The organism is Levilactobacillus muriae, assembly GCF_045862015.1.
In the GTDB taxonomy this organism is placed as follows: Bacteria; Bacillota; Bacilli; order Lactobacillales; family Lactobacillaceae; genus Levilactobacillus; species Levilactobacillus muriae.
The window spans coordinates 130082-154614 of the sequence record NZ_BAAFRU010000005.1 but is presented as its reverse complement, the minus strand read 5'-3'; the positions used below and the strand labels follow the sequence as shown (position 1 = coordinate 154614).

23 protein-coding genes and 2 tRNA genes are annotated in these 24533 nt (G+C 48.4%); 4 read left to right on the top strand and 21 right to left on the bottom strand.

Annotated features, from left to right (window positions below; translation table 11 throughout):
• The first annotated feature begins 4 nt into the window (after positions 1–4).
• Complete coding sequence (locus ACKTSF_RS04995; protein ID WP_407887190.1) at positions 5–541, top strand: 3'-5' exonuclease; 537 nt, start codon at positions 5–7, stop codon at positions 539–541.
• Between the two features lie 233 nt (positions 542–774).
• Here ACKTSF_RS04995 and ACKTSF_RS04990 read toward each other — a convergent pair whose 3' ends face one another.
• From ACKTSF_RS04990 to ACKTSF_RS04975, 4 genes are all read right to left on the bottom strand, one after another.
• Entirely contained in the window at positions 775–1284 is a 510-nt protein-coding gene (locus tag ACKTSF_RS04990) for a GNAT family N-acetyltransferase (RefSeq protein ID WP_407887188.1), read from the bottom strand.
• Positions 1277–1753 carry a tRNA (adenosine(37)-N6)-threonylcarbamoyltransferase complex ATPase subunit type 1 TsaE gene (tsaE, locus tag ACKTSF_RS04985; protein WP_407887186.1) on the bottom strand — a complete coding sequence of 159 codons (477 nt, stop codon included), beginning with the start codon at positions 1751–1753 and terminating at the stop codon, positions 1277–1279. Before tsaE ends, ACKTSF_RS04990 begins: the two co-directional genes overlap by 8 nt.
• Before the next feature lie 163 nt (positions 1754–1916).
• Positions 1917–2894, bottom strand: coding sequence for a phosphate acetyltransferase (gene pta / locus ACKTSF_RS04980; RefSeq protein WP_407887184.1), 978 nt, complete (start codon positions 2892–2894; stop codon positions 1917–1919).
• Between the two features lie 43 nt (positions 2895–2937).
• Entirely contained in the window at positions 2938–3660 is a 723-nt protein-coding gene (locus ACKTSF_RS04975; RefSeq protein ID WP_407887183.1) for a uracil-DNA glycosylase, read from the bottom strand.
• Between the two features lie 280 nt (positions 3661–3940).
• Here ACKTSF_RS04975 and ACKTSF_RS04970 point away from each other — a divergent pair, with 280 nt between their 5' ends.
• The gene (locus tag ACKTSF_RS04970) at positions 3941–4528 is read left to right on the top strand and encodes an LURP-one-related/scramblase family protein (RefSeq protein WP_407887181.1); all 588 of its coding nucleotides are present in this window, start codon (positions 3941–3943) and stop codon (positions 4526–4528) included.
• Positions 4529–4605: 77 nt separating this feature from the next.
• Here ACKTSF_RS04970 and ACKTSF_RS04965 read toward each other — a convergent pair whose 3' ends face one another.
• The 14 genes from ACKTSF_RS04965 to ACKTSF_RS04900 form a co-directional block, all read right to left on the bottom strand.
• Complete coding sequence (locus ACKTSF_RS04965; protein WP_407887179.1) at positions 4606–6351, bottom strand: MucBP domain-containing protein; 1746 nt, start codon at positions 6349–6351, stop codon at positions 4606–4608.
• A 269-nt stretch (positions 6352–6620) separates the two neighbouring features.
• Positions 6621–8426, bottom strand: coding sequence for a DUF5776 domain-containing protein (locus ACKTSF_RS04960; protein ID WP_407887177.1), 1806 nt, complete (start codon positions 8424–8426; stop codon positions 6621–6623).
• Between the two features lie 166 nt (positions 8427–8592).
• Positions 8593–8754 carry a DUF5776 domain-containing protein gene (locus tag ACKTSF_RS04955; protein WP_407887175.1) on the bottom strand — a complete coding sequence of 54 codons (162 nt, stop codon included), beginning with the start codon at positions 8752–8754 and terminating at the stop codon, positions 8593–8595.
• A 96-nt stretch (positions 8755–8850) separates the two neighbouring features.
• On the bottom strand, positions 8851–9324 hold the full coding sequence (gene smpB / locus ACKTSF_RS04950; protein WP_407887173.1) for an SsrA-binding protein SmpB: 474 nt from the start codon (positions 9322–9324) through the stop codon (positions 8851–8853).
• A gap of 15 nt (positions 9325–9339) precedes the next feature.
• Positions 9340–11739, bottom strand: coding sequence for a ribonuclease R (gene rnr, locus ACKTSF_RS04945; protein WP_407887171.1), 2400 nt, complete (start codon positions 11737–11739; stop codon positions 9340–9342).
• Positions 11740–11758: 19 nt separating this feature from the next.
• Complete coding sequence (locus ACKTSF_RS04940; protein ID WP_407887169.1) at positions 11759–12502, bottom strand: alpha/beta hydrolase; 744 nt, start codon at positions 12500–12502, stop codon at positions 11759–11761.
• A 158-nt stretch (positions 12503–12660) separates the two neighbouring features.
• Complete coding sequence (secG, locus tag ACKTSF_RS04935; RefSeq protein WP_407887167.1) at positions 12661–12897, bottom strand: preprotein translocase subunit SecG; 237 nt, start codon at positions 12895–12897, stop codon at positions 12661–12663.
• A 96-nt stretch (positions 12898–12993) separates the two neighbouring features.
• Positions 12994–14550, bottom strand: coding sequence for a ClC family H(+)/Cl(-) exchange transporter (locus ACKTSF_RS04930; RefSeq protein ID WP_407887165.1), 1557 nt, complete (start codon positions 14548–14550; stop codon positions 12994–12996).
• 59 nt (positions 14551–14609) lie between these two features.
• Positions 14610–15764 (bottom strand): LPXTG cell wall anchor domain-containing protein, encoded by a 1155-nt coding sequence (locus ACKTSF_RS04925; protein WP_407887163.1) that lies wholly within the window; start codon positions 15762–15764, stop codon positions 14610–14612.
• Between the two features lie 122 nt (positions 15765–15886).
• Entirely contained in the window at positions 15887–17206 is a 1320-nt protein-coding gene (gene eno / locus ACKTSF_RS04920; RefSeq protein WP_407887162.1) for a phosphopyruvate hydratase, read from the bottom strand.
• 108 nt (positions 17207–17314) lie between these two features.
• On the bottom strand, positions 17315–18073 hold the full coding sequence (gene tpiA / locus ACKTSF_RS04915) for a triose-phosphate isomerase (protein ID WP_407887160.1): 759 nt from the start codon (positions 18071–18073) through the stop codon (positions 17315–17317).
• 143 nt (positions 18074–18216) lie between these two features.
• Positions 18217–19419 (bottom strand): phosphoglycerate kinase, encoded by a 1203-nt coding sequence (locus ACKTSF_RS04910; RefSeq protein WP_407887158.1) that lies wholly within the window; start codon positions 19417–19419, stop codon positions 18217–18219.
• Between the two features lie 187 nt (positions 19420–19606).
• Positions 19607–20617 (bottom strand): type I glyceraldehyde-3-phosphate dehydrogenase, encoded by a 1011-nt coding sequence (gene gap / locus ACKTSF_RS04905; protein ID WP_407887156.1) that lies wholly within the window; start codon positions 20615–20617, stop codon positions 19607–19609.
• Between the two features lie 69 nt (positions 20618–20686).
• On the bottom strand, positions 20687–21715 hold the full coding sequence (locus ACKTSF_RS04900; protein ID WP_407887154.1) for a sugar-binding transcriptional regulator: 1029 nt from the start codon (positions 21713–21715) through the stop codon (positions 20687–20689).
• 255 nt (positions 21716–21970) lie between these two features.
• Between ACKTSF_RS04900 and ACKTSF_RS04895 the strand changes: the two genes are divergently transcribed.
• Positions 21971–22042, top strand: a tRNA-Arg gene (locus ACKTSF_RS04895).
• A gap of 111 nt (positions 22043–22153) precedes the next feature.
• Here the strand turns inward: ACKTSF_RS04895 and ACKTSF_RS04890 are convergent.
• The gene (locus tag ACKTSF_RS04890) at positions 22154–22765 is read right to left on the bottom strand and encodes an ECF transporter S component (RefSeq protein ID WP_407887152.1); all 612 of its coding nucleotides are present in this window, start codon (positions 22763–22765) and stop codon (positions 22154–22156) included.
• 260 nt (positions 22766–23025) lie between these two features.
• Between ACKTSF_RS04890 and ACKTSF_RS04885 the strand changes: the two genes are divergently transcribed.
• Positions 23026–23097: transfer RNA gene (locus tag ACKTSF_RS04885), tRNA-Arg, on the top strand.
• A gap of 202 nt (positions 23098–23299) precedes the next feature.
• Here ACKTSF_RS04885 and ACKTSF_RS04880 read toward each other — a convergent pair.
• Together ACKTSF_RS04880 and ACKTSF_RS04875 are read right to left on the bottom strand one after the other, a co-directional pair.
• Complete coding sequence (locus ACKTSF_RS04880; protein ID WP_407887150.1) at positions 23300–24034, bottom strand: LiaF transmembrane domain-containing protein; 735 nt, start codon at positions 24032–24034, stop codon at positions 23300–23302.
• 5 nt (positions 24035–24039) lie between these two features.
• Entirely contained in the window at positions 24040–24486 is a 447-nt protein-coding gene (locus ACKTSF_RS04875) for a LytTR family DNA-binding domain-containing protein (protein WP_407887148.1), read from the bottom strand.
• Positions 24487–24533: the final 47 nt, after the last annotated feature.

Below are 24533 nucleotides of genomic sequence, written 5' to 3'. Positions count from 1 at the left end.
ACTTTTGAATTTCGTTGCTATGGACTTTGAAACGGCCAGTGGCAAACGCTACAGTGCTTGTTCACTTGCATTAACCATCGTGCGGGACAGCCAGGTCGTTGATGAATTCTACTCACTGATCAAGCCCGATACTGACTTCTTCTGGCGGAACGTTCAGATTCACGGGATTCACGAACGCGACGTGGCTAATGCCCCCGCCTTCCCCGAAGTCTGGGAGCATGTCGCCCCCTTCTTCCAGCGTGATCGGTTGGTAATTGCTCACAATGCGCCGTTTGACAATGGTGTTTTGCGCAGCACCTTGGAACACTACAGCTTGCAGACGCCGCGTTACCTGACGTTGGACACGGTTAAGACTAGCCGGAAGTTTTTCCCAGAGTTTCCTAATCACAAACTGAATACAGTCTGTGACGAGCTGGGCATCGACCTCCATCACCATCACAACGCGCTGGACGATAGCTTGGCCTGTGCCAATATCTTGTTGTACGAGGCCAACCACTTCGGTACGCAACCGTTGAAGAACTTTGTGACGGTAAATGCCTAACGCTTATACATTGTGTTCCCAAGAGCACACTAAATTTACCAAATATTATAACTAATGTAAAAAACGTCTGGGACAATCTCCCAGACGTTTTTGCTCTCCAAAACCATATTGCTGAAACGTGTTCGCAAAGGCACCCCGTTCCGCTTAACCCCAATAAGGAAAAAAAACAAGTTCGGGATTTTATCCTTATTGACGTTAATGCTCGCTGGCTACCGCCCTTGCTCACACTCTTTTTAACCGATCTGATAGACCATTTCAACGGCCTGAACATTCTCACCGTCATCATCGGTCACCGTCTCCGGTGGTGTTTGGGTACGGACAAAGCCCATCTTCTCGTAGAGCTTCACAGCAGGAACATTTCGCGTTTGCACGATCAATCCGATGGCTTGGAGATCGCTCGCCGTATCTGCCCAGTAGAGGGCCTCGTCAACTAATGCCGTCCCGATGCCTAGGTGCCAATATGTCTTCTCAACAGCGATACCCAACTCACCCACGTTACCTTGAGGTGTCGGTGAAATCGACAGGACCCCCAGTAGCTGATCGCCCAGACTTGCCACCAGCAAGAGATGCACCGGACTCATCTCGATCTGGTCAAACTGGTCAGCTTCCTGAGCTGCGCTGATGGGATCGTCCGCATCCGCTAGACTAAAGGTGTCACTCTCTTGTTGTAAACGTTCCAGCAATGCTAGCAAAGCCTTGGCGTCAGTTGCATTCGGCAAGCGAATGGCCACTTCATCACTCATTGGTGCCGTCCTCCAGTTGTTTCACTAATTTTTCAAAATGCGTACCGCGGGGTTCGAAGCGCAACGTCCGCTGATTTTCACCAGCCTCATCGTCTCGCTTGAACACGATGCGCAGATAGTTCTCAGGGAGTTCATCCGCAATGAATTTCGACCACTCGACCACATTGACCCCGTCGCCATTGAAATACTCATCGAGTCCCAGCTCGTCGCCACCGCCCTCTTCCAAACGATAGACGTCCATGTGGTAGAGTGGGATCCGCCCACCCTGGTACTCGCGAATGATGGTAAACGTTGGGCTCTTCACGTGACGCGTGATTCCCAGACCAGCAGCCAATCCCTTGGTAAAGGTCGTCTTACCAGCACCGAGATCCCCATCGAGTAAAATGACATCGCGCGGTTGTAAGTCCGGTGCCAAGTGTTGCCCAAGAGCCATCGTGGCTTCAGGACTTGTGACCGTTACTTCATACATTGTCTCTTTCCCCTTTTGCTTTAACCTAAATTTGATCAGTCATGGACCAATAGTCGCCCCTAAACCTCGGCAGCGACTCACCTTACAAATAATACCCGGACTGCTGAAAAATAGCAATCCGGGTACCTTGTCGTCGATATAATTAAATGGTCTTAACGATTACCTATTCCAGTGATTGTGCTGCCGTGATGATGGCTACCTTGTAGACATCCTCTTCGTCACAACCCCGTGATAAATCAGAAACTGGCTTGTTCAGGCCTTGCAGGATTGGTCCAATGGCTTCAAAACCACCGAAACGTTGGGCAATCTTGTAGCCAATGTTCCCGGATTGTAATTCTGGGAAGACAAAGACGTTGGCGTGACCTGCAACCTTGGAGTCTGGGGCCTTTTGCGCTGCCACGCTTGGAACAAAGGATGCATCGAATTGTAATTCCCCATCAACAGCCAAGTCTGGCGCTGTTTCGTGCGCAATCTTCGTGGCCTCTTGCACCTTGGTAACCATGTCACCCTTAGCCGAGCCCTTGGTGGAGAAGCTTAGCAAAGCAACTTTAGGATCGATGTCAAAGACTTTAGCGGTATGCGCACTTTCGATAGCCACTTCGGCCATCCCCGGTGCATCGAGTTCAATGTTGATCGCACAGTCAGCGAAGACGTATCGTTCCTCACCCTTTTGCATGATGAAGGCCCCACTGATGCGCTTAACACCTGGCTTAGTCTTGATAATTTGTAAGGCAGGCCGAACGGTATCCCCGGTAGCGTGAATCGCCCCGGACACCATCCCATCTGCTTGGCCCATGTAAACCATCATGGTCCCGATATAGTTAGGATCTTCCAACATTTTTGCGGCTTGTTCTGGCGTGTTCTTACCCTTCCGCCGTTCAACTAAAGCGTCAAGCATTGCCTGATGCTGGTCTGCTGGAATCGTTGCTGGGTCTAAAATCGTCAAAGGTTCCAAATCAATGGCGTTGTTGGTTGCCGTCGCTTGGATCTCACTCTGCTTACCTAAAACGACGGATTTAATCAGACCGTCAGCGGCCAAACGACTCGCTGCGCCTAACACCCGAACGTCCGCGCCTTCTGGAAATACAATGGTTTTGTTTTGTCCGTTGATCTTTTGTTTAAGACTATCAAAAAGTTCCATAGATGATGACCTCCATAAAATATCCCACGAATCAATTCTGTGCCTATGCTTGTTGGTTGGTTGTGGTGTTGGGCCCCTCGTCAGCGGTCACGTGTTCAGGCAACTGCCAGTCGATGGGCGTCTCACCCAATGATGTTAATGCGATGTTGGTCTTGGAAAATGGCTTGGAACCGAAGAATCCTCGGTAAGCTGATAAGGGACTGGGATGCGGTGCTTGCAAAACAATATTGGTCTTGGTATCGATCAACTTGATCTTGGAACGGGCCGCCCCACCCCACAGAATGAAGACGACCGGTTCCGGCCGCTCGGACAGCTTGGAAATCGCCGCATCAGTCAACCGTTCCCAGCCGTGACCCTGATGAGAAAAAGCTTTGCCATACCGCACGGTCAGCACGGAATTCAAGAGGAGCACACCTTGTTTGGCCCACTTCTCTAGGTACCCGTGATTTACCGGCGGAATGCCTAAGTCATCCTGCAGTTCCTTATAAATATTCTGTAACGATGGTGGCAACGGCGTCCCTGGTAAGACCGAGAAACTACAACCGTGCGCCTGTCCGGGATTATGGTAAGGGTCTTGCCCTAAAATAACCACCTTGACCTTGCTGAACGGCGTCCACTCGAACGCAGTAAAGATATGATACATGTCCGGATAGATCTCGTAATGCTGGTACTCCGAGACTAAGAACTGACGTAATTGTTGATAATATTCCTGTTCAAACTCGGGCTCCAGAACCGGCCACCAATCATTATGAATAAACGGTTTCATTCCCAACACCTCACGCTTTTATTCTATCATAACCACGCGGTAAATGATATTGTCGAACGTGACCGACAAAACATGTTAGAATGAGAATAACTAAAATTAAAGAGCTAATGCCGGTGTTGAATAGCACACTGGTTAGCCCAAATATCCTGTGATGCTGTGGCCGGACCTCCAGAGTCAAACCTGATTCGAACCTCCGAGAACCGAGTTTCAAGGATAATCCGCTTCAATTACTGTCATTTACTCACTAAAGTCGCTATAATTTTGCCAAAAGGAGGTTCCTATGCGTAAACTTTATCTTAATCAAGCCGCTCTGTCGGCAAAGGCTACCACGGTCATTCGTGACGAGGATAATGCGTCGCGCTACCTCCTCGTTGGAAAGTGGGGGCTGCGGGCAGATGTGTTGTCCGTTTATACGATTAGCGGGGCATTAGAAGCCGAGGTCAAGCAAGAAACTTTGGGATTGTTGCCCAAATTCCGGTTACTCTACCACCGACAGATGGTTGGACGGGTCAGTAAAACACTTGGTGTCATTCGTGAGGTGCTCTTCGTCCGTGGACTTAATTGGGTCATCATGGGCAATATCAACAGCGGCCACTTTACGATCACCCATGGCCGGGAAAGTATTGCCAGCATCGATCGGGTCAGTCAATCCGGTGGTGGAACGATTGCATTGACGGTGGATCAACAGGACCACGAAGCGTTGGTCATCTGTCTCGCATCGATTCTCGATCGTTGGGGTAAGAAGTCCCAAGGCGCCGCATTACCGGTCAAACCAGTGTGGGCGCCCCACGCCTTACCAACTGGCGGTGTAACGCCCTTTGTTGACGAACCGAAAAAAGCTAACCTTCAGGACCATTCGCAGGATTAACCGACAAAAGATCTGGAACAATATCTGAGGTTTACGCCAGGATATTGTTCCAGATCTTTTTAGATTTTCAAATTCATCTATTCTGCAATAACCAATTTTTTATTGGCGGTCACGTACTTGCCGTTAGTTAGTACGAAACGCGTGGTCTGCCGATACTTCACAATTTTCTTCACCTTGAGGACCTGGCCCTTCCGGTAGTGGACCGATTTGCCAGTCAATGCGGCTTTGCCGTAACCATTAATCCCCTTGGCATTGATCACCTTGATCTTCGCTTGTTTCTTCGCATAGTAGACTGAGCTCACATAAGTCTTCTTGGCCGTGATGTAACCGGTCTTCCCCGCCGTCTTGCTGTGATGATTGACATCGCGGACCTTATAACGTTTGTTGCCAGCCTTGGAAGTCACGTAACCCGTCACGACGAACATCGGTCGCTGAGTTCGTGACTTCTTTGTGTAATACATCTGACGAGAGTTATCACTGAAGTTCTTGGTCCGATACAGACCAATCTTCTTGGTTGCATAAACGACACCCCTCATGGGTACGACCGTCGCGCCACCCCCACCAGTCACCAAGTCCGGTTCATAGTGAAAGGTCACTGTCTGTGCGGATTTGGAGAACGTCCCACTGACTTGCCCCTCGGTCTTGGCTAGCTTGTAGCCATCAAAGGTCATTTGTTCAGCTGTATACGCTGCTCCTAACTTACCAGATAACGTCTGATCGTCGGCGAGCGACTTGCCTTGTTCGTCTAGATAACGCACGGTGACGGGTGCCGCTGTGTCATCCGGGGTCACTGGCGGCAGAATGACCCGATCAACCGGTTCCCATACATAGGTCTCGACCGTTGTCGGACGATCGCCACCGGTCATATATTGTGCAGTAATAGCATCTCCCGTAGCAAATTTCTCGCCTAGGGGATTCTGCGTCGTACCACTCTCAACCGCTTGCCAGAGTCCCGTATACTGTTCGTCAGCCTTAGCATTTCTCAGAGCAGTGCCATTCCCTCTAAAGAGCGTCGCCGGACCCAATGTCAGCTCAGACAAATTATTGGCGTTGGCGAACATATAACTCGAACTAAAGCTGGCTGGTGGCGCGAACTTTGGTAGCTTCACGGTCTGAATGCCAGATGATCCAAAGACAAACATCGCACTTGCAAGGTTTGCAAATGTGCCAGCTGCGAAGTCAACGCTGGTCAACGCGTTGTCACCATTGAACATTGAGGTCATCGACTTTACTTGACTCGTGTCGAACTGACTAACGTCTACCTGGCTTAGTTGTGATTGCCCATAAAACAGCCAGTCCAGGCTGGTCACGTGAGATGTGTCGAAGCTACTTAAATCCAAAGAAGTGACCTGTCCATCAAAATTATTCACCGCAAACATACCCGAAATATTAGTTGATTGACTCGTATCGAGGCGATTCAAATTCTTGTAAGCGGTAACATTCCTAAATTGCCGAAATAAATTGATTGCGTTCTTGGGGGCAACTACCTTACCATCTAGGACCACACTAGTCACCAAATCGGCCGCAGATTGTGTCGTGGCGGCAGTTGGCGTACCACCCTGTGCGAGAACAATTTGGGTTGCCATCTGACCAGCATTCGCAATCAAGTTCTCTGGTTCTCCCATTTGGCCTGCACCCAAGTGAAGGGTTCCATCGGCAGTCAACGTCCAAGTGACCGTGCCGTATTGACCATTGGCTAGACTGTCTGCTTTCACGGTTGCAGCCTGAGCGACGGGAGCCGTTGTCCCCGTTGTCAGAAGACTAAGTGGCTGACCAACACCTAAAGCAAGGGCAACTAATAAAACGCTAACTGACTTTTTCACGATAGTTCCTCCTCTCCGTTGGGTAGACAATGATGTGCTATCAATTTCGAGCTGCAAAGCATTCATTCAATAAACCATTTAATCAAATATATAATATCATATTTTTAAAGTTATTCAAACAATTAGGTCTTACTATCTTTTACTTGTGAAATTCATTCAGCCAATCAGTAGTGAGCGCTTCATTTACATGCTTTAATAGACAGCGTAACTATTCACAAGTTGTTTCAAATAAAAGAAGGCTACTCGCCAGTAGCCTCAGAAAATAATAATCATTGTGAAATCACTAGCTTTTTATTAGCGGTTACATATTGGCCGTTTGTTAGAACAAATCGCGTCGTTTGCCGGTATTTAACAATCTTTTTCACGCGTAGTTGCTGACCTTGACGATAGTGCTGTTGCTTGCCTTTAAGCGACTTTTGACGATAACCATTGACACCTCTAGGATTGATCACACGAACTTTAGCTTGCTTCTTCGCGTAATAGACTGGGACAATATAGTGCCGGTTGGCCGTAATATAGCCCACTTTGCCAGCCGTCTTAGAGCGATGATTAACATCGCGAACCTTATACCGCAGATTACCCTGCTTGCTGGTTGCAAATCCAGTCACAACGAACATCGGCCGGGCATGGCGCTTTTGCTTGGCATACCAGTGCTGACGGGCCGTCGTACTGAAGGTCTTGTGACGATACATCCCCACCTTCTTCGTCGCGTAAACCACGGTAGCCAGTGGTGCAATGCCATCCCCATCTCCACCGGTCACGAGATCGGGCACGTAATGGAAGCGGACGCGTTGGGGCGTCGTTTTAAAGGTCCCTACTGGTTCGCCGACAGTCCGAGTCAGTTTGTACCCGGAAAAATTCAGCGAGGTAGCTTGATACGTTGCGCCAAGTTCGCCTGTTAAGTTCACGTCATCCGCCAAGCGTTGCCCTCGCTCATCCAAATACTGGACCGTTACCGGCTGGGAGTCTTCAACCGGCGGCGTTATCGGTGGTGGCGTCACGGGAGGGGGTGTAACAGGTGGCAGCACCCGATTGACCGGTTCCCAGACGTACGTATCCGGCTCAGTCAGTACCAACGTGGGATCTCGCTTGCCAATTTCATAACCAGTATTAAACTTTTCTCCAAGTGGATTCGTGATGGTCCCCTCGCCGACAATTTGCCACTTACCGGTATAGGTCTCGTTCTTAGGTGGATTAGTCGCGTTGTAGAATTTCCCCTGTTGTGCACGAGGTCCCAAGGTTAACTGCCGCAGATTCCTGGAGTCATACAAGACAGAAGCAGCATTATTCTGAGGGTCAAACACCGGGAGATTCAAGACCTCAACACCCGCATTCGCAATCATCTGAGCCGAACTGGTCATCGCTGCAAATGTCGCCTTCTTAAAATCAATAAACTTTAACGATTGGGTGCTCAACAACATCACGTTGGCTGCCGTCACCTTGTCCGTGATAAAGTTTGAAACATCCAGCTCTTGTAGCTGGTAATTGGAGGCAAACATTCCGGCCATGTTCGTTGCTTGACGCGTGTCAAATTTGGAAACATCCATCGTCGTCACCTGAAAATTAGACGAAAACATATAACTCATGTTAGTCGTACGACTGGTATTGAGACGGGGTAGCCCTACATACGTCTTGACCCTCTTCAACCGCGCAAACGTGTTACTTGCGTCTACTGCCGCGAAAACCTCATCGTCAAAAATAACGCGTGTAATCAACTCTGCCATGTTGTCAAGATCATTGAGTAATAAATTGGAACTATTGTAATAAGCACGGGCTACCGCTTGTAACAGTTGTCCCCGCCCAGAATCACCAGGTGTTCCCTCGTACTCTGGGAACTTTCCGGCTCCTAAGTGTAAGTCACCCCCATCAGTGAGATAAAAATTGACCGTACCAAATTTTCCTTGCGTCAAAATGGTCGTGCTGTCAGTTCCTTCATGATTAATCTTATTTATAGCTCTTCCCCGACTCGTGTTAGACTCGGCAAACGCTGACTGGCTTGGGATTGTAGTAGCCAGAATTGGCGTACCCGTTCCCAATAGTAATCCCATCACTAACAACATCGTTAGGTGCCGCATTGTTGTTCCTCCTTAACTTTTTCCCAATGGTGGTGGTCTTGTTAAACTTTCTGATTGCAGGATAGCATGGGCCATATTCAGCGGACAAGCAACGTCTACTGGGGGATGCAAATCTCGAAGAAAACAATAAAAAAGCTGCAGAATCGTACTCTGCAGCCTTCATTTCCTACTCAGCGATGACCAATTTTTTGTTGGCAGTGACATACTTGCCGCTAATTAACTGGAAACGCGTCGTTTTATTGAATTTCACAATCTTTCGAATTTTGAGTTTTTTTTCGTACTTGTAGGGAATCCTTTTTACCTTTAAACGAGTTCTACTAAGACCCATTATTTTTCTGAGCAGTGATCACCTTAGGACGCTTAACCTTCGATGCGTCATAAAAAAGCCACCTAAACTTTTTCAAGTTCAGATGACTCACAACAACTAATAACGCTTCATGACCCGGGAAATCTGCCGGTCCTGTTCACGTCGCTTAATTGTTTCTCGTTTATCAAATTCTCGTTTCCCATGGGCAACCCCAATGAGAACCTTCGCAAAGCCATGCTTCAGGTAGACCTTCAACGGAATCAGGGTAACCCCTTTATCCTGTGCTGCCAACCCGAGACGATGAATCTGTTTCTTATGCAGCAACAACTTACGACTCCGTAATGGATCATGGTTGAACCGGTTACCGGCCACGTATTCATTAATGTGGACGTTCATCAGCCAAGCTTCACTGTTACGGATCTGCGCAAAGCCATCCTGCAAATTAATACGCCGCTCCCGAATTGACTTGATTTCGGTTCCGGTAAGGACAAGGCCTGCTTCAACGGTTTCCGTCACAAAATAATCATGCCGAGCTTTCCGATTTTGTGCGAGCAAGTCATCCGGGTTCTTTTTAGACTTTTGTTTAGCCAAGTGCTGTCACCTCGCTTAGTGCCGATCACCCTGCGAGTTATTGCGGTGTTGGCCACCATTACCATTGCTGCGGTGGTTACTCCCGTTATTCCCGTGTTGGTTAGTTGATCGTTGGTTTCCATTGCGGTGGTTACCATTGTTACTCCCACCGTGTTGGTTTCCATTATTATTGTTCCGGCTATGGAAGTTTCCATTACCACTGTGACCGCCGCGTGAACGGTGTTCTCTCTTTGGTAATAAGTCGCTGACCGGCGCGGACTCCGGATTTAACAACTCAAAGTCGATCTCGCTTTGTTCCTTATCAACATGGATAACCTTGACCCGAATTTCTTGGCCAATCTTGTACGTCCGACGCGTGTTCCGACCAACTAAGGCCAGGTACTTTTCAACGTATTCGTAATAGTCATCTTGCATCCGACTGATATGAATTAGACCTTCAATGGTGTTTGGCAGTTCAACGAACATCCCAAACTTCATGACGGAACTCACAACGGCGTCAAATTCTTCACCGACGTGGTCAGCCATGTATTCGGCCATCTTCATGTCATTCGTATCCCGTTCGGCGTCAATTGACCGCCGTTCGGCTTCGGAAGTGTGTACCCCGATTTCTTCCAAAATCGGTGCAAACTTTTCCTTGCTGGCATCGTTGATACCGTGATCTTCGTAGTAATGAATCATCCGATGAACCATCGTATCAGGGTACCGCCGAATTGGTGACGTAAAGTGGGTGTAGAATTCTGCACCCAAGCCAAAGTGACCCAGTGATTGGTCAGCGTAACGCGCTTGCTTCAAGCTCCGTAACATCATGACCGAAACCATGGCCTCTTCTGGCTTCCCGGCAACTTGCTTCAGGATGCCTTGTAACATCTTAGGACGCAGGTGGTTCGGGTCACCCTTAACGTTAATCCCAAAGGCCGTCAAGAATTCGAAGAAACTCCGAACACGGTCGCCATCTGGTGTTTCGTGGACCCGGTATAGAAATGGCACCTTGGCACGGAAGTAATGTTCCGCAACTGTTTCGTTAGCAGCCAACATGAAGGATTCAATCATCCGTTCAGCCATCCCACGAGTCCGTAACTTAACATCAATGGCGTGACCTTTATCATCCACGATAATTTCTGCTTCGCGGTCGTCAAAATCAATGGCTCCACGACGCTTCCGTTGTTTAACCAAGATTTTATGGAGTTCGCCCATTTGTTCAAACATTGGAACGAGTTCCTTATAACGATCCATGGTAACGGCATCGTGTGATTCCAAAATGTCGTTAACGGCGGTATAGGTCATCCGTGCCTTAGAACGCATAACAGATGGGTGGATCCGATGCTTAACCACGTGACCTTCAGGATTGATTTCCATGTCACAGCTCATGCACAACCGCAATTCGCCCTCGTTAAGCGAACAAATACCGTTGGAGAGACGCCGTGGCAACATCGGAATAACCCGATCGGTCAAGTAGACACTGGTTCCCCGCTTATATGCCTCTTTGTCCAGAATAGAGTCTTCTTGAACGTAATGGGAAACGTCGGCAATGTGAACCCCTAAGTGGTAGTTCCCATTGTCAAGTTTCCAGACCGTAACGGCATCATCCAAGTCTTTAGAAGACTCGCCATCAATGGTGACTAAGTCCTGGTTTGTGACATCTTCACGGCCCTTGGTTTCTTCAGGAAGCACGTGATCTGGAATCTCGTCAGCGGCCTGCATGACCTCTTCGGGAAATTCAGAAGGGATGTTGTGTTGGTAGACAATCTGTAAAATGTCGATACCAGGATCGTCCACACTCCCAATGACCTGTTTGGCAATCCCAACCATCGCATCTGGATGCGCATCGCTAGGGTATTCGGTGATTTCTGCCGTGACTACCTCACCGGGGGTTGGGTTCAAACCGACATTCGTCACGTAGAACTTGTACTTCATGACCTTCTTGTCCGTCAAACGAACTTGACCTAAGTAACCCGCGTCATCATCAGTCTTCATGAACTCACCGACGACTTGTTCGTAGTGGTGTTCCACGATTTCCGTGACTTTACCTTCGGGACCTTTACCGCTACGGGGGTCTCCGGCGCGAACGATTTCAATCGTAACCGTATCACCATTCAAAGCACGTAACGTATTGTTAGGCGCAATGTAGGCGTCTGGTTCGATCTTATTCACGTCGTAAGCCACAAACCCAAAGCCTTTGTCATTACCGTGGAATATCCCGGTCAATGTCCGTTGGCTTGGATCGAGCTGAAAATGGCCGTGTTCAGTCACTTGAACTAAGCCGTCCCGTTCCAGTTGTGCTAACTCCTGCACGATCAGTTTAAACGCAGCTGAGCCGTGGTAATGGAGTGCATCTGAAATATCTTCTACTGTGTAGTTCTGGTCCGAGTGTGCCCGGAAGAACGCTGTTAAATCACTCTTTAAATTATCTTGCACTATCGATTCCTCGTTATTTTTAAAAGATTGTGTGTAAATACGTCAATATATCTGTCTCAAGGGCATGATGTGCCGTGTTAACCGTTAAAACGTGGTCAGCACCCGCATACTCATGAAAATCAACTTGTTTGCTAGGATACGCTTCCGCCAACCATTGGCCTGAGCGGGGATCAATCATCTGATCCGCCGTTCCCTGCGCAATGAACACAGGTTGCTTAACCTGATCTAAATGCGTAGCCGTGGTGTCTGTAAACGCCTGAATCGCTGTCAATTGCGCCGGTAAATGCTCTTGAATCCAAGCCATTCGGTTCGCGATCTCTGGCGCATCCAGATGCTGTTGCTGATACGTGGTCCGGGCCATTTGAATGAAAGCATCCGGAACATGGGTCTGACCACGAAAGACAACGGGTGACGCAATCGTTCCACCACCCACCAACTGCGGATCGGTCTGCAACGCACGCGTCGCAAACAATCCACCCAGGGACAGACCAAAGATGGCAATCTGTTGATACCCGCGCCGCCGGAGTGATGCAATTGCATCACGCGTGTCCTGCCACCATTTCTGTGGTGACCCGTCGCGTAAAATATCGGCAGGATCACCAGTTGCGTGCCCAGTAAAAATTGGGGCGAGCACGGTGTAATTTTCGCTTTCTAGCCGGCGAGCCAGCAAGCGCATATCGTTAGAACTACCCGAATAGGCGTGCAGTAAGATAACTGCGTGAGGCCCCTGCTCAAAGAAGAGCGGGGTTGGTTTTCGAATCATGTAAAACCACCACTTTCCGCTATTGCTGAGATAGTCTTCGTGAACGTCGTCGATTGTGACGATTCAGGAACACCGGCATGGTGCTCCTAGGCAGGTTCTCTGCCTGTTACTAGGTGGAAAAAAGCCCCCTGTAGCGAATAAACAGGCGGCTTTAATGTCTAGTGTGAAGAAAGGTAAACTAACCCCAATGCCAGTCCAAAGAAGATGGCTCCTAAGACGACCGTAACTTTTTGCATAAATGCTTCAAACCCACGGGGCTTGGACTTAGCGAACAAGTCATCGGCACCACCGGATAAAGCGGATAAAGCGTCATTGGTCTTAGCAGGTTGCATCATGACCGAAATAACGATCAAAACACTGACAATCAAAATACAAGTCATTAAAAAATTATACACAAATTTGCCTCCTACCTATCGAATAGGTCTAATAGGTCTAACTATACTCTTCCTAATTTATCATAGTCGGGCCAGTTTTACCAGTCCAACGCTCACTTAATCCAGCAGTCGATGGGGAGAATTATTCAATTGCGCCAACTGTTGCCGGACATAAGCCCGGTTGTGTCGGTACGTGAAAATAATTAGTGTGTCCCCCGATCTGAGGATAGTATCCCCGTTTGGAATGACCTCGCGTTCTCCTCGACGAACAGCCACCAATAACGACCCATCAGGCCAGGTCAAGTCACGTACCTGTTGACTGTCAAATCCAGAATTTTCCCCGACTGGGTATTCCACACGATCAGCCACGCCATCTGCATTGGCTTCGGCCGGTTTGACTAGCTGTCGCAGCATTGCCTCATAGATAGGTGCGCCACCCAAGACGTCCACGGTAATGTATGCCACAATGGCGACCACTGCCAACGGCATCAAATGATGCAGTGTTCCCACCATTTCGGTGATCAGTAGAATTGCCGTGAATGGTGCTTTGGAAATTCCGGCAAAGTACCCCGCCATGGCGTAGATGATGAAGTTTGCTACAAAAATCGATGGCAGCCATCCCAACAAGACAAACGACCGCGCACCAATTGCACCCAATAATGCCCCTAAAGTCAGGATCGGCAAGAAAATACCACCAGGTAGTCCCGAACCGTAGCTCATCGTGGAGAAGCAGAAGCGAAGAACAAAGTACCCAATTAAAGGAATCAACAGTGGTGTTTGCTTGGCAAAGGTCACAATCATCTGATTGCCGCCACCCAAGGATAACGGCCACATCAATCCGATTGGAATCACTAAGAGAAAGGGGATAATCCCATCTAAATGCTGTGGCACCCACGTTAGCTTCGCATACCACTTACCAACGTTGAGTGTCGCCCATTGGTAGACGAACCCTAATAGGCCCAGACCAATCCCTAAAACCAGCAGCAGCCAATAATACTTCAATGGCAATGCTTGCTGGTAGTTAATGTGCAGGACGGGGGTCAGGCCAAAGACACCGTTAGACACGAAGTTAGCAACAACAGCGCTGGTTAGTGCCGTGAGCCAAACTAACGTGGAGAAGCTGTGATAGACCTCTTCAAGAATAAATAAGGTCGACGCGATGGGCGCATTAAAGGCTGCGGATAAGCCAGCAGCAGCGCCACCGGCAATGACTAGCCGTCGCTGCGTCCCAGTAAGCCCTAGTCGGTAGGCAACCCCCTGGGCAACGGTCCCGCCAAGCTGAATCGACGGACCTTCCCGCCCTAGAAACAGGCCGGATCCAATTCCCAGGACCCCACTGATGAATTTTTTCCACAATACCGGCCACCAGGCATAGTCAAGCTCACCAGCCAGCTGTCCCTCGACCTGTGGAATCCCAGAACCTTTGATCATAGGTGTTTGCTTGACCCAGTGACCAATTAGACTTGCCATTGCTACCAGCAGGATGGCCCAAGGAATCAGCCACAATGGATGTTGTCCAAGCCAGCCATAAATTCCTTGTACCAGAATCAGCATGTGTTCGATCAACAAACGAAAGACGCTGACGACCGCACCGGCAAATAGCCCGACAATGGCCCCAAAGAAAATGGCCTTTAATCGTGTTAAATCGGGTTGTATTTGACGTTTCTCCTGCATGACTAATTCCTCCGTTGTGTTTTACTCCAAGAACTAGTCTATCACAGTTTTAGCCGATATTAGTGGATAAATCGTCGGAAACGAATGACGCCCAATCCTGCTAGCGCTACCATTCCCAGTAGACTCCCCTTTGACGTTTGTTCATCAGTTTGCGGTAATCTGCGCCCTGATGTTGAAATATGTTGTAAGGGACTGGCAGTCCGGTGAGGCTTAGCCTGTGAAGGCGTTTGGGGCCTCTTAGACGGCTTAGACTCAGCTGACGCACCAGTTACTGCCGCGCTCCCATCAACGGCCGTGACCGGGTGCTCATTGAGTTCTGAAGTGTGGTTTAGTTCTGTCGCGTTGACAGGTCCCTCGGGGGTATAGATAACGTTTGGTTTAGGAACAGTGGTTGCTGGATATTCATCGACTGGCACGACTAATTCTGGATGTGTAACCGGCACAAACGGTGTTGGATCAACTGGTTGGCCAGAGAAATTAGGCTTATTGGGAATGTTTGGCCGTATCGGTAAGAGTGGCTTCCCAGTCTCGGATGGCGCTGGCTTAGTACCAATACTGGGTTTTTCTGGTGAAGTGCTCGTACCAGGCACGACCGGCTTAGTCTGTGTGGTAGCCCCCGGCAATGGTTTTGGCTGAGGCTTACCCGGGAGTGTGGGTTGTGGCGCGGGCGTAGTTCCCGTCTGACTAGATACAGACTTCACCGCAATATTCCAATCCTCATGAATCGTCTTGACCATCCGATTCACAACACTTGCATCGGTCAGTTTATAGCCGGTTGGTGCGGCAATATTAACTTTGCCACCAATGGAAACCGATTGAATGCCCTTACGACTGGTAATAACCTTGCCGTTTTGTTCATTAACATAATTCAAGTTCACAGTTGCCATCGTTTGTTGCCCGGAATAGGTCCACATAATATATTCAGACTTAACAGGTGCCTTTAGCATGACGCGGTCGCTATGCAAAAATGCATTTAATTCAGCGCTCCCAGACATCACCTCCCCAGGCGTAACTCTAACGCTTGCACTCTTATAAAGCTTTCTTTGCTCAGGCTGCCCCTCGTCAATTGCTTTGATATAATAGTCAATCCGCAAATCGTAAGGTGCATGCACATCCGTTTCATCCGCTAACCCCACAACACCACCGCTGCCGACTAACAAACCACCAACAAATAAACTCACCATCACACCGTGTTGCCATTTTATTTTCATCATTTGAATTCCCCCTTGTACTCCTTAACTACGTAAAAATTCACGAAATAAACTTGGGAAATCAAAAAAAAGTGGTACTTACCCACGATTGGGCAAATACCACTTTCAGATTAAACTTTTAAATATTACTTGTTGATGATGGCCAAACGCGCGTCTTCATCCAAGTTGTAGAAGGAGTGAATCCCCTTGTATTCGGAAGTCTTACCTAATTGGTCTTCGATCCGCATTAATTGGTTGTACTTAGCGATACGTTCGCCACGGCTCATAGAACCCGTCTTGATTTGACCGGCGTTCAAAGCAACAACTAAGTCAGCAATAGTCGTGTCTTCAGTTTCACCAGAACGGTGAGAGATAACGGCCGTGTAACCAGCTTGCTTAGCCATTTCAACGGCTTCAACAGTTTCAGTCAAAGTACCAATTTGGTTCAGCTTGATCAGGATAGAGTTACCAACACCCATCTTGATACCCTTAGCCAAGTAGTCCGTGTTCGTAACGAATAAGTCGTCACCAACGATTTGGACCTTCTTGCCTAAGCGCTTCGTAGCCATTTGCCAGTCTTCCCATTCGTTTTCGTCCAAAGGATCTTCGATGGAAACAACTGGGTACTTGTCAACGATGCTTTCAAGTAAGGTAACAAATTCTTCAGCAGTGTATTCCTTACCGTCACCCTTAAGTTCATACTTCTTGGTGTCAGCATTGTAAAATTCTGATGAAGCACAGTCAAAGGCGATAGCAACGTCCTTACCAGGTACGTAGCCGGCGTTCTTGATAGCTTCGACTAAGATTTCGAATGGTTCTTCGTTGTTCTTCAAGTCGGGAGCAAAACCACCTTCGTCACCAACGGCAGTAGAGTAACCCTTTTCGTTCAACAAGTTCTTCAAGTTGTGGAACGTTTCGGAACCCATACGGATTGCTTCAGTAACACTCTTGGCACCAACAGGCATGATCATGAATTCTTGGAAATCAACCTTGTTGTTGGCATGCTTCCCACCGTTGATAACGTTCATCATTGGCGTAGGCAATACGTGACCATTGAAACCACCAAGGTAGTTGTATAATGGTTGGCCTAATTCATCAGCGGCAGCCCGTGCAGCAGCTAAGGAGACACCTAAGATAGCGTTAGCACCCAGCTTACCCTTGTTTGGCGTACCATCAAGGTCAATCATAGCTTGGTCAATCGCACGTTGGTCAGTAACATCGTAACCAACGATTTCCTTAGCAATAAGGTTGTTAACGTTGTCGACAGCCTTAGTAACACCCTTACCCATGAAACGACTCTTGTCGCCATCACGGAGTTCAACGGCTTCGTGTTCACCAGTTGAGGCACCAGAAGGAACGATCCCTCGGCCCATAGCACCGGCTTCAGTATAGAGTTCAACTTCAACAGTTGGGTTACCACGAGAATCTAAGACTTCGCGTGCGTAAATATCAGAAATAATAGACATTTTTTGTATTCTCTCCTTATGAAAGTTTGGCTTCACGGGAACAAGACAACCATCCCATGTTTTATTCTATAAGTTTAACTTTGAACTTTCAATCACAATTTTACCGTTTTACAAATTTTGGTAGTTTGCGAGTTGGATAAATGACTGCTCTTCGAGGCTAGAACCCCCAGCCAGCACGCCATCCACGTTCTCTCGTTCCATCAGACCGGCAATGTTGTCAGGTCTAACACTACCGCCATATAAAACGCGAACCCCGTTAGCGACTTCATCGGAATAAATATCTGCTAACGTTTGGCGAATCAGGTAACAGCCATCTTCGGCCTGGTCGGATGACGCCGAATTGCCACTGCCAATCGCCCAACTGGGTTCATAAGCAATCACGATCTTGGCAGCATCTTCAGCGCTGACCCCTTTCAGGGCGGCGGAGACTTGGTTGACAACCCAATGAATCTTTTCCCCGGTCTCCCGGCGACCCATAGTTTCATCACAACACACGATCGGTGTCATACCGTTGCGCAACACGGCAAGAACTTTACGGTTGATAACATCATCCGTTTCATTAAAGTAACGCCGCCGTTCGGAATGGCCCACGATGGTATAAGGAATCCCCATCTCGTGAAGCGCCTTGGGACTGGTCTCACCCGTATAGGCACCCTCGTCTTCGTAGTAGCACGTTTCTGCAGCAATCTTCAGAACATCGTCTTGATTGGCCACCAACATCGTCTGTAGGAACAATGCTGGTGCCGCGATCGCCGTTTCCACGGTATCAGCTGTCGGTAACTTACCCTGAACCGCTTCAATAAAGTGACGCGCTTCAGTGACCGACTTATTCATTTTCCAGTTACCTGCAATCAGGGGTATCCGCAACCTAATCCACCCTCTCCAAAAATAAATTGACTACGCCCACCATCTTAACGAATTCGCCACTGATTAGCCAGTGAAGCGCCTCCGTGATCGACGACCGTCACAATAAAGAGCCGTGATGACCGGCACCACAGCTCTTTATGAATTTACTTATCAGAAATTGCGGCAATTCCTGGTAACGTCTTACCTTCAAGGTATTCCAGAGAAGCACCACCACCAGTGGAAATGTGGGATAGCTTGTCAGCAACACCGAGTTGTTGAACGGCAGCAGTGGAATCTCCACCACCAACGATGGTCTTGGCTTCGGTCAAAGTTCCTAAGAACTTACCAATTTCCAAGGTACCTTCTGCATAATTACTCATTTCGAAGACACCCATTGGGCCGTTCCAAACAACCGTCTTTGCTGACTTCAAAACATCTTTGAATTCAGCAATAGACTTAGGTCCAATATCCAAGGCCATGTAGCCATCAGGAATATCGCCGTCAACCGTCTTGTGAGCGGCATCATTATCGAATTTTTCAGCAACAACGGAATCAGTAGGCAGAACCAGCTTGTCGCCAGCCTTGTCTAAGATTTCCTTGGCTAAATCGATCTTGTCCGTTTCAACTAATGAATTTCCAATCTTCATACCCTTTGCAGCGTAGAAGGTGTAGGTCATCCCACCACCAATAAGAATCTTGTCAGCCTTAGCTAACAAGTTATCGATAACACCAATCTTGTCGGAAACCTTAGCACCACCCAAGATAGCAACGAATGGGTGTTCAGGGTTGTCCACGGCGCCACCAATAAAGGTGATTTCCTTTTCCATTAAGAAACCAGCAGCAGTTTGGGCCATGTTAGAAGCGATCCCAACGTTTGATGCATGGGAACGGTGAGCCGTACCGAATGCATCGTTAACGAAGACGTCACCCAATGAAGCCCAGTACTTGCCCAATTCAGGGTCGTTACCGGATTCACGTTTAACATTTTCGCCGTTCTTAACGTCTTCATAACGGGTGTTTTCCATAACTAAAACATCACCGTCGTTCAAGCCATCAATAGCGTCTTCAAGCTGCTTACCTTCAGTCGTTGGGACAAAGGTAACCGGCTTGTTCAACAAGTTTGACAACCGTTCTGCGACTGGGCGCATGGACAGTGCTGGCTTGTCTTCTTCCTTCTTGATCCGACCTAAGTGGGATAAGAGGATTGCCTTGCCACCATGTTCGATGACATACTTGATAGTTGGTAATGCAGCAACGATACGGTTATCGTTACCGATCACACCGTCTTTGATTGGGACGTTAAAGTCGACCCGCATCAGGACTTTTTTGCCCTGTAAGTCTAAATCAGAAACTGTTAATTTAGCCAATTTAGAAAACCCTCCTTGATTGCTTATCAAAATAAAAGATTACTTTCACAATATACAGCACTTACCTTAAGATTTCAAAGGACTTGTGCGATTTTTTAGGCCCAATGAAAAACGCGTCGGAGAATTCCCTCCTCCGCCGCGTCTCATTGAATATTTAAAATTTTAAATGACTTACGCCACTGGCTGATTAAAGCGTAGCGAAGTGCAATAAAGTACGAACCATGTTGCAAGTGAAGCCCCATTCGTTGTCGTACCAAGCAACGGTCTTAACTAATTGGGTGTCACCGGCAGTCGTAACTTCCGTTTGAGTTGGGTCAAATACGGAACCATGATCGTCATCGATGATATCAGTTGAAACAATTTCGTCAGCGTTGTAACCAAAGGCATCGTTGCCTTCAGTGTGCTTCTTCATTGTTTCGTTGATTTCGTCAGCAGTAACCTTCTTGTCCAGAACTGCGACTAATTCAGTTAAAGAACCGTCAACAACACCAACACGTTGTGCATGGCCTTGTAACTTGCCCTTTAATTCAGGAACAACCAAACCGATAGCCTTAGCAGCGCCAGTAGAGTGAGGAATGGTGTTGATGCTTGCGGTACGGTTGTTACGCATCTTCTTGCCACGAGGGCCATCCAAGATCATCTGCGTAGAAGTGAAGGCATGGATAGTCGTCATAGTCCCAGCCTTAATGCCAAATTCTTCGTTTAAGAAGTATGCCATTGGGGCCAAGCAGTTGGTCGTGCAAGAACCAGCAGAAACGATAACATCGTCCTTGCTCAATACGTCCAAGTTAACACCTGGAACAACAGTCGTAACAGCACCGGCTGGAGCAGAGATCAATACCCGCTTAACACCAGCATCGAGGTGAGCTTGTGACTTTTCTTCGGAAGTGTAGAAACCGGTACATTCCAGGACGAAGTCAACACCGTCGTTCTTAACCCAAGGAATATCTTGAGCCTTTGGTTCAGCGTATACAGGGTATTCCTTGCCGTCAACCACGATACCTTTGTCCGTAGCTGAAACTTCACCAGGGAAACGACCATGAGTTGAGTCATACTTCAACAAGTAAGCTAACATTGAAGGTGTCGTCAAATCGTTGATGGCAACAACTTCGATGTCACTTGAGTGGAGTTCGTGAATCCGCTTGAAAGCCAAACGGCCGATACGTCCGAAACCATTAATACCAATCTTTACAGTCATACTGTGATTTCCTCCTTCAGGAAGCAAATAAAGAATAATTTTTTTAAAAAGCAGTACGTGTTAAGTGTATCACTTTTTTAAAACAAAGTCAGCAGCTCCTTCATCAGTTATTAACCAAGTCGAAGCTGGCGCTAAATGCATGTAGGCCGCAATGGCAGCACCCTTTTCGGCACCACCGGCAACGGCGATCACTAATTCTTTAGCGGCTAAATCGGCGATATCAACGCCGATGCGGGGGAATTTGCTTACCACTTGACCTTCGGCATCAAAGAAATGGCCAAAGGCTTCCCCTACCGCATGTGCCGCAGTTAAGTCGGCAATCACGTGTGGTGAAATCTTTCGACGTTTGGCCATCACGAATGCCTGACCAATGCCGTGAATCACAACGTTACTCTGGGCGATCAACTGCAAAACCTCATGAATCGCCGGTTCCGCAAACAACGGCTTATAAGTGGCCGTTGTCAGCTGCTCTGGGACAAACAATGAACGAAATTCACCATTGGTCTGCTGCGCCATCTGGGCACTCACTGCGTTGGCTTGAATGGCCGGCGACTCACCGACCCCACCGCGTGCGGGCACAAACAGCAACTGCCGATTAACCGACAACGCCGGTGTCAGTGCCGATGCAACGGCAGCCATAGTGTGGCCCCCCATCACTGCGACGGTACTCTTTCCCAGAGGAAGCTGATCCGTTAAGACTTGACCAGCAGCCTGCCCCATCCCTATCAGGGATCCGGTAGGCGCTGTGCTGTCTCCCGGTACGATTGTGCAGTGGGCAATGTGTAGCTTCTCTGCTAGCTGGTCTTCACGTTCTTGCCAGCCAGACAAATCGTCCATGACGGGTTCCAGTCCCCGCAAAAGCTGTTGTCCGGCAGTCGTTATCTGCATGCCCTTCGCTGACATCTGAATAAAACCCAGTTCAGCGAGTGCATCCGTTGTCGTGCGAATCGTCCGCTCGGAACAGGCCAAGCTAGTGGCTAAGGTACGCCGCCCAACCGGTTGCGTATTCGCAATGCCTTGTAGGACACGGAACCGATTGGTTAGCTTGGTCACCATTTGGGGGACGATTGCTTCTACCCACTGCCAATCTTCACGCATCCGACTTACCTCCTAGTGGGACGATTAACGACCAGCGGTGGCAGATAACCGCCCACCTCGGTCAAAAAAATTCAGGCCAACCAGAGCTAACCTTACGTTTGTAAGTATATCCTCTCAACTACGATATTGCAAGACAATACGCCCGAAGATTTAAGAATCTATTTCTCTGGAAAATAAAAATATTTACACGACCCCTTGAATTTATATTCAGCTTCGGGTATAGTAATTAGGTGCTCGAAAAGGCATGTATGTTATGCGCCCGTAGTGTAATGGATCGCACGTAAGATTCCGGTTCTTGAAATGGGGGTTCGATTCCCTCCGGGCGCATTGCTAACAATTCGATAAACTCATTCTACGTTTCCACGTGGAATGAGTTTTTTTGTTGCGCTCATCTGTAGCGTCAAAAAAGATGCCGTAGTCGCCTACCGCACCTCAAGTTTATTTCAATATCTGAGCATTGATTTTATCCCAACGCCGACGTAATGGCACCGCAATCAACGGTGCAACCAAGACGTCCAATACTAATTCTGGTATGGCGTTGGTCACCAGTGAGATCATCAGCACATACCCCAGCGTTTGATTGCCCTTCGCGCCAAAAGCTGTCGCCACTGCTGGTGTTTGATAGAAGAAAAAGACCATGCCGAGCACTAAAATCGTATTCGTTAAGGCCGCCACTGCTGCTGCAATCCGCATTGAACGCCGCATCGGCCATTGCCGTTGCCGTCCCCAGAGATAGACGAGGCCAGCAAATAGCCCCATCAACAGCCGTGGCACGACTGACACTAACGGATTCGTAAAGACCAGCGGTGCCACGGGACTAGACGGCCAAGTAAAGGCACGGATGAACGTGATGACTCCCCAGAAGCCGCCAATTAGCATCCCATCCTTAGGACCTAGCGCAGTTCCCGCCACAATGACCGTTAATCCAATCAGGGTCATGCTGAAGGGTCCCAGTGGAATATACCCCAGAAATGGAAAGATATTTTGTACCAAAACAATCGCCATCAATAGTGCATCCACGACGAGGCGAAAAGTCTTATGTCGCGTCATTTTAAATGACCTCCACGTAAAGTTAATGCCGATATTATAGCATGGTTTGCCTACTTGTGGGAAATTGTGTCAGCCCGGCTTCGAGAATTAATATTTCTTACCGTTTCAACTGAGTCACCCACCTACTAGCTAGCTTAAGATTCGAACACCCTGAACGAGCTAATGCGCACTGGAACAGGGAATTATCACCTCTCACCATAAACTAACTTGTATTTTTATCCAAAATCAGTTATAGTGGTTAAGGTGTTGTTAACCACTATGCGCCCGTAGTGTAATGGATCGCACGTAAGATTCCGGTTCTTGAAATGGGGGTTCGATTCCCTCCGGGCGCATCACTACCAACTCGGCAAGTCTCATCCCTCGTGGATGGGACTTTTTGTTTACCACAAAACTAGGTTGGCCGTGACTTATCATCGTGGCTAGTAGTCGCCCTCTAAAGAAAATGTCCATCACTAGCCAGTTAATTGATGCAGTGTACGCTCAGTGGAACCAAAAAAGAGCCTGGAATTCCACTCCAAGTTCTCCGTCCACTACTTAAATATAGATGATTGCTAGACCACCCAGTGACACACGCCCCGTAACGACCACAAGTGGTCCCTCGGTTCCGGCTGGTTCACCCGTAGTCTCAACGGCGCCCAGGTTCGCGTCCACATCGGTTTTAACGTTCCAAGCGGTCGGCAGGTACAACTGAACCCCACCCAGGTGAGCGTCGATATTAATCGTCGCTCCCTGGTCGCTCAGAGTCACGTCATCGAAGTACAACTTGGCATCTCCCATGGAGACTTGAACATCCGCTCGTCGAAAATCAACCGACTGCAGGTAGCGAATGCTGCTGCTCATGCTGACATCAACCGTGATGTCCGGATCATTTAACGTTTCCACATCTTCTTCGTAATGGTGGGACCAATCCCCATGATGATGAGGCCAATTGCCCTGTGCTTTCCAATTATAGCGATACCAACGTTTGGGCCGAATGATCAGCGACAGTCCCAGTGACAATAAGACCGCCGCAATCAGAATCGTCCACGGCGCTAAGGTCGCGATTCCCAGTGGTTTGGCAAAGATAATCGCTAGAAACGCCAACGAGAACACCATCCCCCACACTGCCAGATGCATCAAGCTTTCGACGAATGCGGCGACCAGGAAGACACCAATCAACAGTGGCCAGATGCCCACATGGTAGCTAAAGACACCCATTTGACTAGTCACGAGAACAACTGCTCCGAGTACCAGAAAGACACCCCAGAACCAATTTGCGCGTTTACGCATACTTATTACCCCTTTTCCTCTAATGCCCGTTTCAACGCCTGATAGTAGCGGCGAGAAACATAGAGCTGCTTGTGTGAATTTTGGAATCTTACCAGGTTGCCTGTGACTGACCGTGTCAGCGAGAATACCTGGGTACGATTGAGAATGGCCGACTTGGAAACTTTCATAAACTGCGATGGCAGGTTCTCAGCCAATTCATAGAGCCGTTGCCCAGTCGTATACATGGCCGTTGCGGTGTGTACGGCTACCTGATGATCACTCGCCTCGAAGAACAGGATATCCGTCAGATTGACACGAAAATTCTCACCGTGCCAGCTAAACGTCAACTGCTGAGTCGTGTCGGCCGCGCGAATCGCCGCAACCATCTGGTCAACTGCAGCCGTCTGTATCGGGACTCGAACGGTAACCTCCGTATTGGTTAATTTGGGATCGACCTCCACGTGAATTTTCAAGTCGCCACCCCCTCTCATCTCTATTAGTTAACCATAAGCTTGTTCAA

What these genes read in the sequence shown, in the direction of transcription:
- ACKTSF_RS04975 (WP_407887183.1), bottom strand. Translation starts at nt 3,660, where the DNA reads ATGAAACCGTTTATTCATAATGATTGGTGGCCGGTTCTGGAGCCCGAG.
- ACKTSF_RS04880 (WP_407887150.1), bottom strand. Translation starts at nt 24,034, where the DNA reads ATGCGTAAACGCGCAAATTGGTTCTGGGGTGTCTTTCTGGTACTCGGA.
- tsaE (WP_407887186.1), bottom strand. Translation starts at nt 1,753, where the DNA reads ATGTATGAAGTAACGGTCACAAGTCCTGAAGCCACGATGGCTCTTGGG.
- ACKTSF_RS04940 (WP_407887169.1), bottom strand. Translation starts at nt 12,502, where the DNA reads ATGATTCGAAAACCAACCCCGCTCTTCTTTGAGCAGGGGCCTCACGCA.
- ACKTSF_RS04970 (WP_407887181.1), top strand. Translation starts at nt 3,941, where the DNA reads ATGCGTAAACTTTATCTTAATCAAGCCGCTCTGTCGGCAAAGGCTACC.
- ACKTSF_RS04925 (WP_407887163.1), bottom strand. Translation starts at nt 15,764, where the DNA reads ATGATGAAAATAAAATGGCAACACGGTGTGATGGTGAGTTTATTTGTT.
- pta (WP_407887184.1), bottom strand. Translation starts at nt 2,894, where the DNA reads ATGGAACTTTTTGATAGTCTTAAACAAAAGATCAACGGACAAAACAAA.
- ACKTSF_RS04890 (WP_407887152.1), bottom strand. Translation starts at nt 22,765, where the DNA reads ATGACGCGACATAAGACTTTTCGCCTCGTCGTGGATGCACTATTGATG.
- ACKTSF_RS04990 (WP_407887188.1), bottom strand. Translation starts at nt 1,284, where the DNA reads ATGAGTGATGAAGTGGCCATTCGCTTGCCGAATGCAACTGACGCCAAG.
- gap (WP_407887156.1), bottom strand. Translation starts at nt 20,617, where the DNA reads ATGACTGTAAAGATTGGTATTAATGGTTTCGGACGTATCGGCCGTTTG.
- ACKTSF_RS04955 (WP_407887175.1), bottom strand. Translation starts at nt 8,754, where the DNA reads ATGGGTCTTAGTAGAACTCGTTTAAAGGTAAAAAGGATTCCCTACAAG.
- ACKTSF_RS04960 (WP_407887177.1), bottom strand. Translation starts at nt 8,426, where the DNA reads ATGCGGCACCTAACGATGTTGTTAGTGATGGGATTACTATTGGGAACG.
- ACKTSF_RS04900 (WP_407887154.1), bottom strand. Translation starts at nt 21,715, where the DNA reads ATGCGTGAAGATTGGCAGTGGGTAGAAGCAATCGTCCCCCAAATGGTG.
- eno (WP_407887162.1), bottom strand. Translation starts at nt 17,206, where the DNA reads ATGTCTATTATTTCTGATATTTACGCACGCGAAGTCTTAGATTCTCGT.
- ACKTSF_RS04930 (WP_407887165.1), bottom strand. Translation starts at nt 14,550, where the DNA reads ATGCAGGAGAAACGTCAAATACAACCCGATTTAACACGATTAAAGGCC.